15 protein-coding genes are annotated in these 15,069 nt (G+C 44.3%); 4 read left to right on the forward strand and 11 right to left on the reverse strand.

Going from position 1 to position 15,069, the window contains the following annotated elements; translation table 11 throughout:
* The first annotated feature begins 14 nt into the window (after window positions 1-14).
* Both OQX62_RS15815 and OQX62_RS15820 read left to right on the forward strand, forming a co-directional pair.
* On the forward strand, window positions 15-1,463 hold the full coding sequence (locus OQX62_RS15815) for a sensor histidine kinase (protein WP_265832574.1): 1,449 nt from the start codon (window positions 15-17) through the stop codon (window positions 1,461-1,463).
* Window positions 1,460-2,152 carry a response regulator transcription factor gene (locus OQX62_RS15820; RefSeq protein ID WP_265832575.1) on the forward strand — a complete coding sequence of 231 codons (693 nt, stop codon included), beginning with the start codon at window positions 1,460-1,462 and terminating at the stop codon, window positions 2,150-2,152. Before OQX62_RS15815 ends, OQX62_RS15820 begins: the two co-directional genes overlap by 4 nt.
* Window positions 2,153-2,166: 14 nt before the next feature.
* Here the strand turns inward: OQX62_RS15820 and OQX62_RS15825 are convergent, their stop codons facing one another.
* The 3 genes from OQX62_RS15825 to OQX62_RS15835 form a co-directional block, all read right to left on the reverse strand.
* Window positions 2,167-3,597 (reverse strand): TonB-dependent receptor, encoded by a 1,431-nt coding sequence (locus OQX62_RS15825; RefSeq protein WP_265832576.1) that lies wholly within the window; start codon window positions 3,595-3,597, stop codon window positions 2,167-2,169.
* 229 nt (window positions 3,598-3,826) lie between these two features.
* On the reverse strand, window positions 3,827-4,672 hold the full coding sequence (locus OQX62_RS15830) for a bifunctional helix-turn-helix domain-containing protein/methylated-DNA--[protein]-cysteine S-methyltransferase (protein WP_265832577.1): 846 nt from the start codon (window positions 4,670-4,672) through the stop codon (window positions 3,827-3,829).
* A 112-nt stretch (window positions 4,673-4,784) separates the two neighbouring features.
* Window positions 4,785-6,947, reverse strand: a complete 2,163-nt coding sequence (locus OQX62_RS15835) for a multicopper oxidase domain-containing protein (protein ID WP_265832578.1) — start codon at window positions 6,945-6,947, stop codon at window positions 4,785-4,787.
* 180 nt (window positions 6,948-7,127) lie between these two features.
* On the opposite strand from OQX62_RS15835, the gene OQX62_RS15840 reads away from it, so the two are divergent.
* The gene (locus tag OQX62_RS15840; RefSeq protein WP_265832579.1) at window positions 7,128-7,694 is read left to right on the forward strand and encodes a Crp/Fnr family transcriptional regulator; all 567 of its coding nucleotides are present in this window, start codon (window positions 7,128-7,130) and stop codon (window positions 7,692-7,694) included.
* Window positions 7,695-7,801: 107 nt separating this feature from the next.
* Window positions 7,802-8,869: an SDR family oxidoreductase gene (locus OQX62_RS15845; RefSeq protein WP_265832580.1), complete on the forward strand. Its 1,068-nt coding sequence runs from the start codon at window positions 7,802-7,804 to the stop codon at window positions 8,867-8,869.
* A gap of 51 nt (window positions 8,870-8,920) precedes the next feature.
* Here the strand turns inward: OQX62_RS15845 and OQX62_RS15850 are convergent, their stop codons facing one another.
* The 8 genes from OQX62_RS15850 to OQX62_RS15885 all read right to left on the reverse strand — a co-directional run bounded on the left by OQX62_RS15850 (window position 8,921) and on the right by OQX62_RS15885 (window position 15,050).
* Window positions 8,921-9,541, reverse strand: a complete 621-nt coding sequence (locus OQX62_RS15850; RefSeq protein WP_265832581.1) for a TMEM175 family protein — start codon at window positions 9,539-9,541, stop codon at window positions 8,921-8,923.
* 12 nt (window positions 9,542-9,553) lie between these two features.
* Entirely contained in the window at window positions 9,554-10,168 is a 615-nt protein-coding gene (locus OQX62_RS15855; protein ID WP_265832582.1) for an alpha/beta hydrolase, read from the reverse strand.
* Between the two features lie 12 nt (window positions 10,169-10,180).
* Complete coding sequence (locus OQX62_RS15860; protein ID WP_265832583.1) at window positions 10,181-10,486, reverse strand: GNAT family N-acetyltransferase; 306 nt, start codon at window positions 10,484-10,486, stop codon at window positions 10,181-10,183.
* Between the two features lie 11 nt (window positions 10,487-10,497).
* On the reverse strand, window positions 10,498-11,436 hold the full coding sequence (locus OQX62_RS15865; RefSeq protein WP_322973756.1) for a ring-cleaving dioxygenase: 939 nt from the start codon (window positions 11,434-11,436) through the stop codon (window positions 10,498-10,500).
* Window positions 11,437-11,524: 88 nt separating this feature from the next.
* Complete coding sequence (locus tag OQX62_RS15870; protein WP_265832584.1) at window positions 11,525-12,208, reverse strand: YoaK family protein; 684 nt, start codon at window positions 12,206-12,208, stop codon at window positions 11,525-11,527.
* Between the two features lie 12 nt (window positions 12,209-12,220).
* Window positions 12,221-12,694 (reverse strand): Dps family protein, encoded by a 474-nt coding sequence (locus OQX62_RS15875; protein WP_265832585.1) that lies wholly within the window; start codon window positions 12,692-12,694, stop codon window positions 12,221-12,223.
* Window positions 12,695-12,720: 26 nt separating this feature from the next.
* Window positions 12,721-13,158 (reverse strand): DoxX family protein, encoded by a 438-nt coding sequence (locus OQX62_RS15880; protein ID WP_265832586.1) that lies wholly within the window; start codon window positions 13,156-13,158, stop codon window positions 12,721-12,723.
* A gap of 8 nt (window positions 13,159-13,166) precedes the next feature.
* Window positions 13,167-15,050 carry an amidohydrolase gene (locus tag OQX62_RS15885; RefSeq protein WP_265832587.1) on the reverse strand — a complete coding sequence of 628 codons (1,884 nt, stop codon included), beginning with the start codon at window positions 15,048-15,050 and terminating at the stop codon, window positions 13,167-13,169.
* Window positions 15,051-15,069: the final 19 nt, after the last annotated feature.

Genomic DNA, 15,069 nt, shown 5'->3' on the forward strand with positions numbered 1-15,069 from the left:
AGGAACTTCACATCATGAAATGGTTAAAAGCTAAATATATTTACCTGCTGATCGTACTCTCACTGCTGGTCAGCACCGGCCTGCAGGTGGTATGGTTGCAGCAGCTTTTTTTAGCACAGCAGAAACAACTGAAGGATGATATTGAGCACGTGGTGAGCAGAACTGCCCAGACGAATATGTATTATAGCCTGACTTCCTTAAAGGATCCGGGAAACCTGCGCCAGATCAAACAGATCTTTCTCTCTCCGCAATGGGAACAATTAAGGGTGGCATTCGACAATATGAAAATGACCGGCATGCGTACCAGTCTCATGATCAGTTTCAATGAGGACAGCACAGCAGTGGCTATGAACTTCAGTTTAAAAGATAAAGCTGGTCCAAAGAAAAGTAAACCTACAAGTTCAGGGTCGGGTTTGACTGCTGCTGAAATGAAAGCAAGCGACAGTTTGTCTTTAATAGAAACAAAAAAAAGAGTAGGGGCCGAATTAAAGAAGTTGGGGATCAGTTCAAAACTGTATTATAACTTATATAACCATAACCGTGAAATAACAGAGAGCAATGTTCCTGCAGGATTGAAGCCTGTGTTTAGCAGCAGAAAGTATATTTATAATCTATTGTATTCACACAGCTATCAAGTGGTTCTTCCTGCGATAAATAATGTGGTATGGTACCGGATGCGTTATTACCTGGCCTCCTCGGTACTGATGGTAGTACTGACCTGTATTGCATTTTATTTCATCCTGCGACTCCTGCGTAACCAGCAGCTGTATGCAGATGCCAGAGCAGATTTCACCAGTAACATGACCCATGAGTTTAAAACACCCATTGCCACGGTAGCCGTAGCATTGGAATCTATCAAAAAATATCATCTGGTTAATGATCCGCAGCGACTGCAAAATTACCTTGATATCAGTCAGCATGAACTGCACCGACTGGACCTGATGGTGGAAAAAGTATTGAAGATCAGTAACGGCGAAGATGGGGAACAGCCACTTCACCGGGAACTGTATGATGTACAATCCGGTTTGCAGCAAGTCATTACTTCCATGGAATTACAGTTATTAAATAGCAATGCCAGCATTCGGTTTAACTCTTCTGCCGAACCCTGTTTTGTAGATGGAGATCCTTTTCACCTGACTAATATATTTTATAACCTGATTGATAATGCAATTAAATATACCGGGAATGCCCTGATCCTGGAAATTACCTGTGCCTGCGATGCCAGGGCCGTAACACTGAGCTTCAGGGATAATGGTCCGGGTATAGACAAACTTTATCATAAAAATATATTTGAGAAGTTCTACAGGATCCCTGGCAAAGGAAATACGCATGATACCAAAGGTTCAGGATTGGGCCTGCATTATGTCAGACAGCTGTTAGAGCGGCATGGGGGCAGTATTAAATTGAAAAGTGAACCCGGAAACGGAGCGGATTTTATCATTACCTTACCTGCAGCATCATGAGCTTAAAAGTATTATATGTAGAAGATGAGCCGTTTTTATCACATATCGTGAGCGACGGGCTGAAGAGCAGTGGTTATACTGTTCAGGTGGTTGGCGATGGTAACCTGGTGATGGATGCCTATGCCAGTTTCCTGCCGGATATCTGTGTCCTGGATATTATGCTGCCTTCAAAAGACGGTTATACCCTTGCAAAAGAACTGAAAACGGTGCAACCAGACCTTCCTGTTATTTTTTTAAGTGCAAAGGTGCTGACAGAAGACGTGGTAAAAGGCTTTAAATCTGGCGGAAATGACTACCTCAAAAAGCCTTTCAGTATGGAAGAATTGCTGGTAAGAATGGAAGCCTTGTTACACCGTTTTGGCAGGGCAGCCGTCACCGGGCCTGAAATACAGAATACCATTTACCACTTTGGCAGCTGCCAGCTGGATACCGTACAGCAAAAACTAAAAACTTCATCAGGAGAATATGCACTTTCCTTCAAGGAATCTGCCCTGCTGGAAATGATGATTATACGGAAGAATGATGTGCTGGAGCGGCAGGAGGCATTGATCAAAATCTGGGGCGACGATAATTATTACAATACACGCAGCATGGATGTGTTCATGACACATATCAGGAAACTCCTCAAGGACGAACCTGATATGCAGATTATGAACTTGAGGAGTATCGGCTATAAACTCATCTGCTGATTCAGGCCTGTGCTTTAGTGATCAGCCGAAAAGCCGAACAATGACCGCTCTTTAATCAGAGCCACCACTTTTTCCGGAATATATTCTTCCCAGCCAGCCGCATTTTTCTTTAAAAGATGCAGTACATGATCGGTTTGCACGTTGAGATTGTTGACATTATAATTGAGAATATCTTCAATTTTATCATTAGCAATAAGGTATTCAAATAGATCAATCAGGTGCGGAGGGGGAGAAAATCTTTTCGAGTTATAAACTACTCCCTGTCCTAATGTCGGATAAATAAAAAGCTTTACTTTTCTGCTGAACAGCGTAGCGAAAGCTTCTAAAATACCACCCTGCAGGTATTGGTAATGCTCTTCATTAAAGATAAATTCCAGGTTGGGATAACCCAGTACCACCCCTATTTTAAGTGTGGTGATCTTCGACAGGTAAGCTATCAATTTATAGTATTCATGGAAATTTGATATTAAAACCGTTTGCCCCATGGAGCAAAGGATATCAACCCTGTCTAAAAAGTCTTTTTCATTAATTTCCGCCCTGTCATCTGCACCTCGTTCCTTGAGGGACTGCAAAGTAAGCTCTGTCACCACAATCACCTTCGTATTGTCTACGTCAGGTTCCTTCATGAATTTCTCCACGCCGGTATTGATCATGTCCATATGTACATTGATGAGTGGGCGGAAACGTCCCCTCACAATCATGATGTGCTTTTTATACAAAACTTCCGAAGGCTGCAGGTTTTTACCATCCGGGCCAAATACAGCAGCATCGGAAAGTCCGTATTTTACCAGGTGCAGACTCATCAGCCGGTTATCAACCTCATTGAAACCAGGCCCTTCAAAACGGATCATATCGATCTGAATACGGTCCCTGCTCAGGTCATCCAGCAAAGAAAGCAAAAACACCGAGGGTGATTTATAATAATTAAAACAGGCGTACACCAGATTTACACCAAGGGTGCCCACTGCCGAATGTTGTAAACCCAGGTCATTGTCCAGTAATTTAACATGGAGAACCACATCATGGAACGGTCCGCCGGGCTCCTGCTGGTAACGCATTCCCATCCAGCCATGTCCCTGATTGGTCTTTTGATAATTCAGGGCGGAAAAGGTGTCCGCAAATGAAAAGAAGGTAGAAGTCTCCCCCCTCTTGGCGGCCAACCGCTCTATCACCAGGTCATATTCATGACCCAGCATCGCCATCAAACGTTGCTCGCTTACATAACGTTTGGTCTCCTGCACCCCGTAAATCGCATCAGAAAAAGCCATATCATATGCAGACATGGTTTTCGCAATAGTTCCCGCGGCAGCACCTGCTTTAAAAAAATTGGCAGCTACATCCTGCCCTGCGCCGATTTCAGCAAATGAGCCGTAAATCTTCGGATCCAGATTGATTCCCAGTGCTTTCTGTTTGGTATTGATAAATTGGTTGTGAATATTCTCCATGCGTAAATAGGGTACAGCTTCTTAAGATGCTGCAATATAGCAATCCTGAGGCCAATAACCCCTTTCGTCACTATCCTTTTACTATTTAGCAGTTCAATTTTCCTCCTGATCTAATGCATCGTCCTCCATTATTACAGCTGTAGCACTTTACCAAAAATCTGTATCTGCGAAGGAGCTGCACGAAGTTACTCTGACCACAATTAAAAGATGATGATAAGATGAAGCGTAATTAATTGGAAATTGTGGAGGCTTCCCAGCCAATCAGCACGTTTTTACGGTCTGCTCCCCAACGGTATTGTCCTATTTCACCTGAAGACCTGATCACCCTGTGGCAAGGTATCAGAAATGCGACAGGGTTACTGCCAATCGCTGTGCCCACCGCCCTCGGGGCGCCTTCATATCCAGCTTTTCTGGCCAGATCACCGTAGGTTGTCAGTCCGCCACAAGGCACTGTTAATAAGGTTTCCCATACTTTAATCTGGAAATCAGTTCCTTTCAGGTGCAGCTTAATCTCATCCAGTCTGCTCCAGTCCTGCGAAAATACAAACAATGCATTTTGCTGAATAACGTCCGCTACAGGATAATAACGGGCCTCAGGAAAATTAGTCGTCAGTACCTGCAGGGCAGCTTCTTCGCCCTCATCTGCAAAAGACATATGACATATCCCCCTCGCAGTAGAAGCAACCAGCACTTTTCCGAATACCGTAGCTGCAAATGAATAGTTAATGTCAAGTGCCGCTCCCCCATTCTTGTATTCACCAGGTGTCATTCCTTCCACTTTGATGAAAAGATCATGCAGGCGGCTCGTACCGGAAAGTCCCGTTTCATATGCGGCAGCTGATAAACTTGCGCCTGTTTGCTGTAAAATCTGCTTTGCATGCCCTATACTGAGATATTGAAGGAAAGCCTTGGGACTTACGCCTGCAAAATGGTGAAACATGCGCTGAAAATGAAAAGGACTCAGGTTCACATGCGCAGCAACAGCTTCCAGTTTAGGCTGTAACTTATAATTTTCTCTAAAAAAAGCAATTGCCGAAGCAATTCTTCTGTAATCCAGTTCCTGCTGCGTTTCCATGATGATGATTTAAGCTCAAATTTACCTGCAAAACAGTTGCGGTTCAACCCGATTCTTGCTTTGTTTACTGAAGGTAAGATGAAGAAAAAACCGGTAAGAATCAGGATGCACTTTAATAATTTACAGCAATCCCCGCACCATATCCCATATCACTGTCGTAATGGGCAGATAAAGAGAAATATCTGCTGAGACCGTAACGCAGTCCGGCCATATATTCCCTGTCTGTATTTGCCATCAGGTTTAACCTCAGCCTTGCAGTTACAGGTATATCATCACGCTTCAACTGAAAGCGCAGTTTACCTTTACTGTCCAGCCTGGTCTCCGCAACAAAAAGCATCGGTAAAGTATATTGAAAACCGGCAACAAATGCCTGCCTGTTTTTCTGGTTGCCCGACTGCCCGAAAAGATTATCTTCACTTTCATTCAGCACACCATTATGGTGGTAATCAAAACCGATAAAAGGTAAAAACCATTGCATATTCCCTATATAACGACCAAAGTAGGTCTCACTTTCCAAACCATATTTAGCTTTCAGTCCAATTCGCCAGTCGGTCGATAGTTGATAGCGTGTGTTTGAAAGTACGGCAGTTCCATCACTTCCGTTGCTCTCTAAACCAACCGCTGCTTTTAAGCGGAATTTCTGGTCGTCGCTGTTCAGTTTTCTCTGTGCATAAGCCAGATCCGGGAGTTCCGGATTGGGCGGAGAATTATCATAACTGAAGATCCTGCCCATACCGCTCATCATATGATACAGGATATGGCAATGGAAAAACCAATCCCCGCTCTCCGTTGCTGCAAATTCGATGGTATCAGTTTCCATGGGTAAGATATCCAGCACGTTTTTTAAGGGCGCATATTCGCCCTTGCCATTCAGTACCCTGAAATCGTGCCCGTGCAGGTGCATAGGATGGCGCATCATGGAATTATTGTAGATAATGATTTTTACGTTCTCTCCTTTTTTAATACGTATTTTATCAGACTCTGATACCGTTTTATTGTTGATGGTCCATACATACCGGTTCATATTGCCGGTCAGTTCAAATTTCAGCAGCCTTTCAGGACCTGTGCGCAAGGTAGTTTTTTCCGTACTTTTGAGCATCCCATAATTGAGGGTAACCCTATCCGCCTCAGGATACATCACATCGTTCATGTCCATTTTCTGGTTACTCATCTTCATGCCCATGGGTGCCATATCGCCATTCATTTTCATCATCCCGTTCATCATCTCCATCCCCTCAAAATAGTTGAGTTTGCCCAAACGCACAGCAGGCACTTTTTCTCCGCTTCCCAGCCATAAACTGGTTGTTCCTGTACGGTCTTCGGAAGTGGATAAAAATTCATAACTTTTCTGATCAGGAATGGTGACAATGACATCATAGGTTTCAGAGGGAGCGATGATCAGGCGGTCTACCTCTACCGGGGTCACATCATTACCATCATTGGCGACTACAGTTATTTTGCCGGCCGACCAGCTCAGCCAGAAATAAGTGGAAGATCCGCCATTAACGATGCGTAGTTTTACCCGATCACCTGCATGGAAATCCGGATAGGCTGCAGCTGCTTTCCCGTTGCTGAGAAAACTATTATAATAAACATCACTCACATCCATGGCAGTCATCCGCTTCCATTCGTTAGTGATTTTTGTTTTAAAGTGTCCTTTTTGAATGGCCTCTGCATATCCCTGCGTTGTTCCCTTTTGAATCGCAAACCAGTCATTCGCCGTATGCAGGGAACGATCAACCTCTGCCGGGTCCAGATCTGTCCAGTCGCTCAAAACCACCGGAATTGCCGGGATTAAGGGTTCTTTTTGTTTATTAAAAATTAAAGCACCGTACAAGCCGCTCTGTTCCTGCAGCATCGTATGGCTATGGTACCAGTAGGTGCCGTTTTGTACAATTGGAAATTTATATAAATAAGTACTGTGTGGTTTGACAGGCAGCTGCGTCAGGTAAGGCACCCCGTCCATCCGGTTTGGCAGGAATACACCATGCCAGTGGATAGATGTTTCCATATCCATCTTATTGTGCACATAAACTTCAGCAGTGTCGCCTTCTGTAAAAGTGAGTGCCGGACCAGGAATCTGGCCGTTGATGGCCATGGCCATTTTCATTTTTCCAGAATAGTTGACCATGGTGTCAGCAATATAAAGATCATACCTGATCGTTCTGGCTTTGGCTGGCTCTTGTGCAAACGCAGACGCAATTGCTCCCATCAATAAAACACAAACCACCAAAAGCTTCTTCATCATCATATTTATGCTATTCATTCCCTTCATCAGCAATATTGTTTACAAGACAAATTTAGCTGTATAGCTTTTCCGGCTGTTACATAATTCTGTGAAAAACCTATATAATTCTAGCAGAAACAACAACAATTTTCAGCAACCTCCAAGCATCCTTTTTTTGCTTCTGGTTTTAAAATACTAATTTAGCCACTGCATTTTTCAGTACAGCATATGGAAGAAATTTTAAGGGAACAAATAGAGAAAATTGTAAAGCTCAGTGATGAAGAATTCCGCTTTACCCTATCTCACTTTACAATGAAAACCCTTAAAAAACACCAATACCTTGTTCAGGCTGGCGAACCGGCCCCAAATGATCATTTTGTAGTGAAGGGATTGCTGAAATCCTCCTATTCAGATGAGCTGGGCAAAACACATATTTTGCAATTTGCCATGGAAGACTGGTGGATATCTGACCCGCAGGCCTATCACAACAAATTAAACGCGACGCTGAATATCGACTGCCTGGAAGATACACAGGTGTATCTGATCTCGATAGACAACAGGGAAAAACTTTGTGCAGAACTGCAAAAAATGGAATACTTCTTTATGAAGAAAACTACGGCGGGTTATATCGCGCTGCAAAAAAGAATCCTGTCACTGATGAGCCAGCGCGCCGAAGAGCGCTTTACACAGTTTGTTCAATTGTATCCTACACTCCTGCAAAGGGTGCCAAAGGCGCTGATTGCTTCTTATCTGGGGATCAGCAGAGAGACCTTAAGCCGCATGCCCATAGTGTAATGTGACCTACCGCACATGTATTTCGTGAGCTACATCCTTGGACGCCCGCCCCGGGATAACGATTTTTGCATTGTTTATTGAATTATAAATTTTATAAAGCGAACAACATGAGTAAAATAGCATTAGTAGTTGGAGCAAGCGGTATCACAGGAAGCAATCTTGCTGAAAAACTGATATCACAAGGCTGGACAACATACGGTTTATCACGAAATCCCAAAAACGACACCATTGGCCTTTTGCCGGTTGGGGCAGATTTGCTCGACCTCAATAGCCTGAATACAGCACTGGCTGATATCTCTCCTACACACGTATTCATCACTACCTGGATGCGAAATGATACAGAAGCAGAAAATATCCGTGTAAACGCGGAGATGGTCCGCAATATTCTGGATGTTTTATCTCCTAAAAAAAGTGTGCAGCATGTCGCACTGGTCACAGGATTAAAACATTATTTAGGTCCCTTTGAGGCTTATGCAGCAGAAGGATTTTTACCGGAAACACCTTTACGTGAGGAACATCCGCGATTGAACATAGAGAATTTTTACTATGCCCAGGAAGATGAAGTTTATGCCGCAGCGGCAAGGGATAATTTTACCTGGAGCATTCACCGTCCGCATACCGTCATCGGCCATGCAGTGGGTAACCAGATGAATATGGGTACTACGCTGGCTGTATACGCAAGTATATGTAAAGCAACTGGTCGCCCTTTCCAGTGGCCGGGATCTGAAGCACAATGGAACGGATTGTCGGATATGACCGATGCAAGGGTACTGGCAGAGCACCTGATCTGGGCTGCGACAACGGAAGCTGCGAAAAATGAGGCATTCAATATCGTGAATGGCGACTTCTTCCGCTGGAGCTGGTTATGGAAACAGCTGGCGGCTTATTTCGATATCGCAGTTGCCGGTTATGATGGAACTATCCATCCCCTGGAAACTGAAATAGCGAATGACGGACTCCTTTGGAAGGAAATCGCAGAACGCTACCAATTAGTGGAAAAGGACCTGAGCCGTCTCGCATCAGCGTGGCATACGGATCTTGATCTGGGCCGCCCTATAGAGGTCATGACCGATATGTCCAAAAGCCGTAAACTGGGTTTCACTGTCTTTCAGAAAACAAATGAATCATTTTACGAACTGTTCGATCAGCTTCGTGCAAAAAAACTCATTCCTTAATACAAAATAACAGTCCCGCCCATTAATCCGGCGGGACTATAGTAAAAGCTGTTAAAGCTGATGTTCGAAGTCTATTTTCCTGGAGGATACCGCCCAGAAAATCCACAACAGGATACAAATCAGCAATGCTGTTGCCGGAAAATAAAAAGACAAAGCAAATGCAGCGAGATAGGTAGGAAAACCGTAACGATAATTGTTGCGGATAGCTGCTATTTCCCTCTCTCCCAGTTCGGGTCTGAGCAGACTGCGGTCTTTACTGGCCAGGTACCACAGCAGAATATGCGCTAAGTTGATCAGTACAAACATTCCCGTATATATCGATACAGTGAGCTGCCGGGAAGGTGTTTCGTAAAACCGGGCCAGCAGTGCGCTTGGATAAGACACGAGCGATACCAGGAAGAGAATCAGCCCATTGGCAAACATGATCCCGGTATTGCGCTTATAAATCTGTTTAAACAGCTTATGATGATTCACCCATAGAATAAATATACTGAAAAAGGAAATCAGGAAAGCCAGGTATCCCGGCCACTGTATTTTCAGTTCGCTGATCAGCATCGCTGGCTGGCTGCCGTACCTGAACTCAGGCACATGGAGTTCAAGCACCAGCAGTGTAACAGCAATGGCGAAAACAGCATCGCTGAACGCCTCAATCCTGGCCGTCTCTTTTTCCATTCTTCCTGTGCTTTAGTGATTAAAAATCAGTTTGTTGACCTGTACTATTTCTGAATGGCTGATGGTATGGCCCATATTTTCATAAATGATTTCTGTGACCTCAGCACCCATATCTTCATACAAGGCGGTGGTCGCTTTTACCCTTTCAACCGGCACATGAAAATCAGGGTCACTGCTGCCGATAAACACTGGCGTGCCATCAAAATCACCATGGTAATTTCTATGATCAACCGTTGCTCCGATCACGCCACCCGTAAATGCAATTATACCGCCATAACGCGCTGCATTTGCCGCCGCAAAATCAAGTACCAGGCAGGCACCCTGCGAAAAGCCGAGGAAGTAAAGCTGCGATTTGGTAAAGCCCTGTGATTCAAGGTCAGACACAATATCCTTCAGGGTCTGTAAGGACCCTGACAAATAGGGTTCATTTTCTGCTCTTGGTGAAAGGAAGGATGTGGGATACCAGGTATTCCCTTTTGCCTGTGGTGCAATCAGTGCAAAATCAGGCACATGGAGTTCGGCCGATAAGGAAAGGATATCCCCTGCCGTTGCGCCGCGTCCATGTATCATGATCAGTACTTTACTGGCCTGGCTCAGATTTTTGCCAGCTGAAACTATATCGTTCATATGCTTATCTTTTTATATATTATCATTTCGTCTGTTCCAGACATCATCGTACTCTTCTTCATGCCTTTTAAACTGTGCATAAACATAAGCACACATCGGGATTACTTTTAGCTGATGTTCACGGGCATAGCCGACCATGTTGTTCAATAAAAGTTTTGCATAACCTTTACCTTCACTTTCCGGTTCTACCTCGGTATGATAAATGGTCATATCATTTCCCGCTATATCAAAAATCATTTCTCCCTGTTTTCCTTTTTCATCATAGATATCAAAGGACTTTGGTGCATCGGCACCTGTTGTTAACCTGACTTCCGGCATATCGCTAAAAATTAACCCAGTTTAGGTAAAAGCTTTTCCAGATCATCACGAAGATGTGCATGCTGATGAGGCAGCATCAGGTGTGTACCCAATTCATTCAAAGGCTCATCTGCGGTAAAACCAGGATTCTCTGTAGCGATTTCAAAAAGCACACCGCCCGGTTCCCTGAAATATAGCGAGAAGAAATAATCCCTGTCAATCTTCGGGGTAATCTGCAGGTTTTTACTCAGGATCTTTTCGCGGAATTCCATTTGAGCCGCTTCATCTTTAACCCTGAATGCCACATGGTGATTCGTTCCTGCAGCGTTTCTTCCACGTGTACCATCCGGCAATTCCAAAATATCCACAATAGATGCCGTTTCAACAGTATCAGTGATAAACCTGTAACGGTTGCCTTCCTGAGATACCAGGCTGTAACCGAAGATATCCGTAAGTACTTTTGCCGTTTCATCAATTTTTTGCAAACTCAGTGTCGTACTGTGGAAACCACTTGTAGCGATTTCCTTTTTAACGGTGTCAGTCTCCCATGGAGTTCTGGTGTCTGCTTTTTCAGGAATGATCAGACTTAAAGAAAGACCGTCCGGATCTTTGAAAGGTAGGATAGTCTCTCCAAATCTTTGTGCGATTTCGCCGGTAACCACCTTATTTTCCTTAAACCTTTCCAGCCAGAAATCCAGGCTGCCTTCTGGTACGGCATAGCCAATTTCGGTAGCCATACCTACGCCTTCCGTTCCCTGTCCTATACCTTCCCATGGAAAAAAAGTAAGGATGGTACCTGCAGCACCACTTTCGTCGCCATAGTACAAATGGTAAGTACCCGGATCATCAAAGTTGACGGTTTTCTTTACCAGTCTCAGACCAAGAATACGGGTGTAAAAATCAAAGTTTTGCTGCGCATTACCTGCTATTGCAGTGATATGGTGCAGACCTAAAATGCTATTGCTCATCATATTGTTATTTTATATATATCTTTTTATCAAATCAGCTGATCCATGCCACGGAGCTGTAAATCCCCATCAGTATTGATCAGTCAGGAAACTATTTTTGCAGCTGTGCAACGGCAGATCTGCTGTAATAATAACAGATCATCATGGCAATGCCCGGCAATACCACGCCTACCAGTCCAAACAATTTCCCTACATAGGCGCCGAAGTAACAGCCGATCAGAAAACCACTTACAGTAATCAGACCATGTTTGAATGCCTTCAGGTAATCCGCATCCTTAAAACCACTAAAGAGTAATCCTTTGAGATCAAGCGAGAGCTGCGTAACATTACCCGTCATCATTGTGGTGGGACCAAAAGTGTCTTTTGGAAACAACTTCCCATAAGCATTCTGTAAGCCCATTGCAAAAACAATCATCATCGTTACCAGGTACATTGGCCAGGTCACTTCCCTGTCGGGCAGGTAGCCCAGCGAGCAGGCAATTGCGCCACCCACAATCAGGATAATTCCCTCACAATACAACAAGGTATGTTTGTTGATAAAGCGCGTTGCAATCCATCCGCCGGTCATTACTGCAACAATAAATACCGGGAAGGTAAGCAGTTTGATCCAGGCATCACCATCACCGCCCTGAATCAGCTGGTAGGCGAAAACAATAAAGTTTCCTGTAACGTGGGCAGAAAAAATCTTGTCTGCCGCAACGAATGTGATACTATCACAGTAACCGGCAATCATCGTCAGGATCAGGGTCACCGACCATATTTTGTTATCTTCCATAATTTCCCTTTTCTATGCTAAATGCGCTCTCAGCATCCAGGCCATCGTTTCATGTGTTTCCATCAAACCTGTGATATAATCACTCGTACCTAAATCTTTTAATGTATCTGCATATACATTGATATGTTCTCTCAAGTGGATCAGGATACTTTCATGATCTTCAAGCAACACTTTGATATAAGTGAGACTGTCATTTTTACCCCTGATGTCTTCAGATAAGTGGGTAAGTTCCAGAAACTGTTTCAACGAAGCCGGTGCATAATGTCCTAATTTACGAATGCGCTCCGCTACTTCGTCTACAATTTCTTCCAGCTCACCATACTGCGCTTCAAAAAATTTATGCTTGTTGTAAAAATCTGGTCCTTCCACATTCCAGTGTGCATTACGTGTTTTTGTATACAATACAAATTCATCTGCAAGGATTTTGCTGAGTGAGTGGGCTACTTCTGCCAGGTTTTCTGTTTTTATTCCAATTTTAGCTTCCATAATAGTTATGTTTAAGATTGATTTTATTAAAATTTAAAAAATGTATGTAATAAGTAGGTATCCATTGAATAGGTACCGGGGCCTACAGCCCACAGCAGTAATAAAGCAAGCGTATACATATAAGGCACATCCCTCACTTCTATATTGTCTTTGCGGTGTACTACAAAATAACCTATAGCTGTTACACCTATAGTAGGCAGTAAGACCAGTCTTGTTCCCAGACCTAAAGCGACCAAAAATGGCACTACCGTATCTGAAAAGGTGGCCACCAGTGCATTCAGCTTTTCGGGAAGATGCAGCGGATTAGGGACATGTTCACGCTGTCCGTTTTCTACCCTGAACTTCTTCATCCCATGTACACGGAAGAGTTCCAGCATCAGTAATAACCTGAATATCAACACAAAGATATTATTGATGTCAGCGCCCAGGTCAGAGTATAGCAGGGTTTTAATAATCGTTTCCATTTTAATGTTTAAAAAGCAAAGCATGAACACCCCAGGGCTCCCCAGAATGCTGTATAATTGTTGACAGGTAAATTACTTTGACGCACTGCGTCATGATGATGCGCATGCACGTCACAGCTGCCGCTGCAGGAGTGGATCTGATTGTTATGCTGATGAGTCGGCCGCAAAACGTTTTTTGCAGCTGCAGTATGGGCTCCGGCACTGTAATACCCGTTATATATATGGGCGGGCGACCAGTCCGGCAGGACAGGTATTTTTGGCGGGGAGAAAGCTGAAAAATCATCCCTGGCATAAACTATATTCCCTGCAACAATGGTCAGGTCTGACTCGATGCTTTTGATTTCTTCGTCCCCTACCGTGAAATAATCCTTATTCAGCACTGCCAGATCTGCAAACATGCCGACGGCAATATCTCCTTTTTTGTGCTGTTCGTTAGAGAACCAGGCACTACCGCGGGTATACAATTCCAGGGCAGTTTCCCTGCTCAGCACGGAAGTTTCATCATAAATTTTTAAACCGCCAACCGTTTTACCGGCCGATAACCAGTACATGGAAACCCAGGGATTGTAACTGCTGACACGGGTAGCATCAGATCCCCCGCCTACCGGCACGTCCATCTCCAGCATCTTTTTCACCGGTGGGGTTTGCAGGCTAGCTCTTTCACCATATCTTTCGGTAAAATATTCCCCCTGATAAGCCATTCTGCTCTGTATCGCAATTCCACCACCCAGTGCTTTTACTCTTTCTATATTTCTTTCGTCTATGGTTTCCGCATGGTCAAATATCCAGGGGATACCCGCAAAAGGTATATCACGGTTCACCTTTTCAAATACATTTAAGAAACGGCTGATGCTTTCATTATAAGTAGCGTGCAAACGGAAAGGCCATCTTTTTTCTACCAGTAAGCGCACTATCCTTTCCAGTTCTGCCTCCATATTTTCCGGCAGGTCCGGCCGCGGTTGCAAAAAGTCTTCGAAATCTGCTGCTGAAAACACCAGCATTTCACCGGCACCATTATGCCTGTACATATCATCTCCCTGGTAAAGTTCTACCGAACCCGTCCAGCTTTCAAAGTCCTCAAACTCCTGTTTTGGTCTCTGCGTAAATAAATTATAGGCAATCCTGACGGTCAGCTGCTTTTTTTCATTCAGCTCGGTCACCACCTGGTAATCGTCAGGGAAATTCTGAAAACCTCCCCCGGCATCAATTACACTTGTGATCCCGAAACGGTTCAGCTCAGTCATGAAATGGCGGGTAGAATTTACCTGATGTTCCAGTGAAAGTTTGGGCCCTTTAGCCAGCGTGGAATAGAGAACCATGGCATTCGGACTGGCAATGATCAATCCTGTGGGTTCTCCTGAGGCATCGCGCTGGATCACTCCGCCCGGAGGAGCGGGTGTATCTTTGGTATAACCTACAGCACGCAGCGCAGCCCGGTTCATAAATGCCCTGTCATACAAATGCAGGATAAAAACAGGTGTTTCCGGTGCAATGGTATTTATTTCTTCCAAGGTCGGCATTCTTCTTTCAGCAAACTGAAATTCAGACCAGCCGCCTACCACTCTTACCCATTGTGGGGAAGGTGTCCTGTCTACCTGCTCCTTTAACATCCGCAATGCATCTGCCAGAGAGGGCACGCCATCCCAGCGGAGTTCCAGGTTAAAGTTCAGTCCTCCCCTGATCAAGTGAATATGCGAATCATTGATGCCCGGAACCACCCGTTTTTGTTTCAGGTCTACCAGTTTTGTATGGCTGCCGGAAAGTTTCATCACATCAGCATCACTGCCAATCGCGATGAATTGTCCGTCTTTGATCGCAACTGCGGTGATCTCTTCCTGATGTCTGGCAATGGTATGGATCCTGCCATTGAATAAAATCATATCTGCATTCATATTTTCGCTGTATTAAATG

This window comes from Pedobacter sp. MR2016-24, assembly GCF_026239655.1.
Taxonomy (GTDB): domain Bacteria; phylum Bacteroidota; class Bacteroidia; order Sphingobacteriales; family Sphingobacteriaceae; genus Pedobacter.

Excerpts from the sequence above, each read along its gene's own strand:
- OQX62_RS15815 (WP_265832574.1), top strand. The coding sequence starts at position 15 with ATGAAATGGTTAAAAGCTAAATATATTTACCTGCTGATCGTACTCTCA.
- OQX62_RS15850 (WP_265832581.1), bottom strand. The coding sequence starts at position 9,541 with ATGGAAAAAGAGACGGCCAGGATTGAGGCGTTCAGCGATGCTGTTTTC.
- OQX62_RS15865 (WP_322973756.1), bottom strand. The coding sequence starts at position 11,436 with ATGATGAGCAATAGCATTTTAGGTCTGCACCATATCACTGCAATAGCA.
- OQX62_RS15875 (WP_265832585.1), bottom strand. The coding sequence starts at position 12,694 with ATGGAAGCTAAAATTGGAATAAAAACAGAAAACCTGGCAGAAGTAGCC.
- OQX62_RS15835 (WP_265832578.1), bottom strand. The coding sequence starts at position 6,947 with ATGAAGGGAATGAATAGCATAAATATGATGATGAAGAAGCTTTTGGTG.
- OQX62_RS15845 (WP_265832580.1), top strand. The coding sequence starts at position 7,802 with ATGAGTAAAATAGCATTAGTAGTTGGAGCAAGCGGTATCACAGGAAGC.
- OQX62_RS15855 (WP_265832582.1), bottom strand. The coding sequence starts at position 10,168 with ATGAACGATATAGTTTCAGCTGGCAAAAATCTGAGCCAGGCCAGTAAA.
- OQX62_RS15860 (WP_265832583.1), bottom strand. The coding sequence starts at position 10,486 with ATGCCGGAAGTCAGGTTAACAACAGGTGCCGATGCACCAAAGTCCTTT.
- OQX62_RS15830 (WP_265832577.1), bottom strand. The coding sequence starts at position 4,672 with ATGGAAACGCAGCAGGAACTGGATTACAGAAGAATTGCTTCGGCAATT.
- OQX62_RS15825 (WP_265832576.1), bottom strand. The coding sequence starts at position 3,597 with ATGGAGAATATTCACAACCAATTTATCAATACCAAACAGAAAGCACTG.
- OQX62_RS15840 (WP_265832579.1), top strand. The coding sequence starts at position 7,128 with ATGGAAGAAATTTTAAGGGAACAAATAGAGAAAATTGTAAAGCTCAGT.
- OQX62_RS15880 (WP_265832586.1), bottom strand. The coding sequence starts at position 13,158 with ATGGAAACGATTATTAAAACCCTGCTATACTCTGACCTGGGCGCTGAC.
- OQX62_RS15870 (WP_265832584.1), bottom strand. The coding sequence starts at position 12,208 with ATGGAAGATAACAAAATATGGTCGGTGACCCTGATCCTGACGATGATT.
- OQX62_RS15885 (WP_265832587.1), bottom strand. The coding sequence starts at position 15,050 with ATGAATGCAGATATGATTTTATTCAATGGCAGGATCCATACCATTGCC.
- OQX62_RS15820 (WP_265832575.1), top strand. The coding sequence starts at position 1,460 with ATGAGCTTAAAAGTATTATATGTAGAAGATGAGCCGTTTTTATCACAT.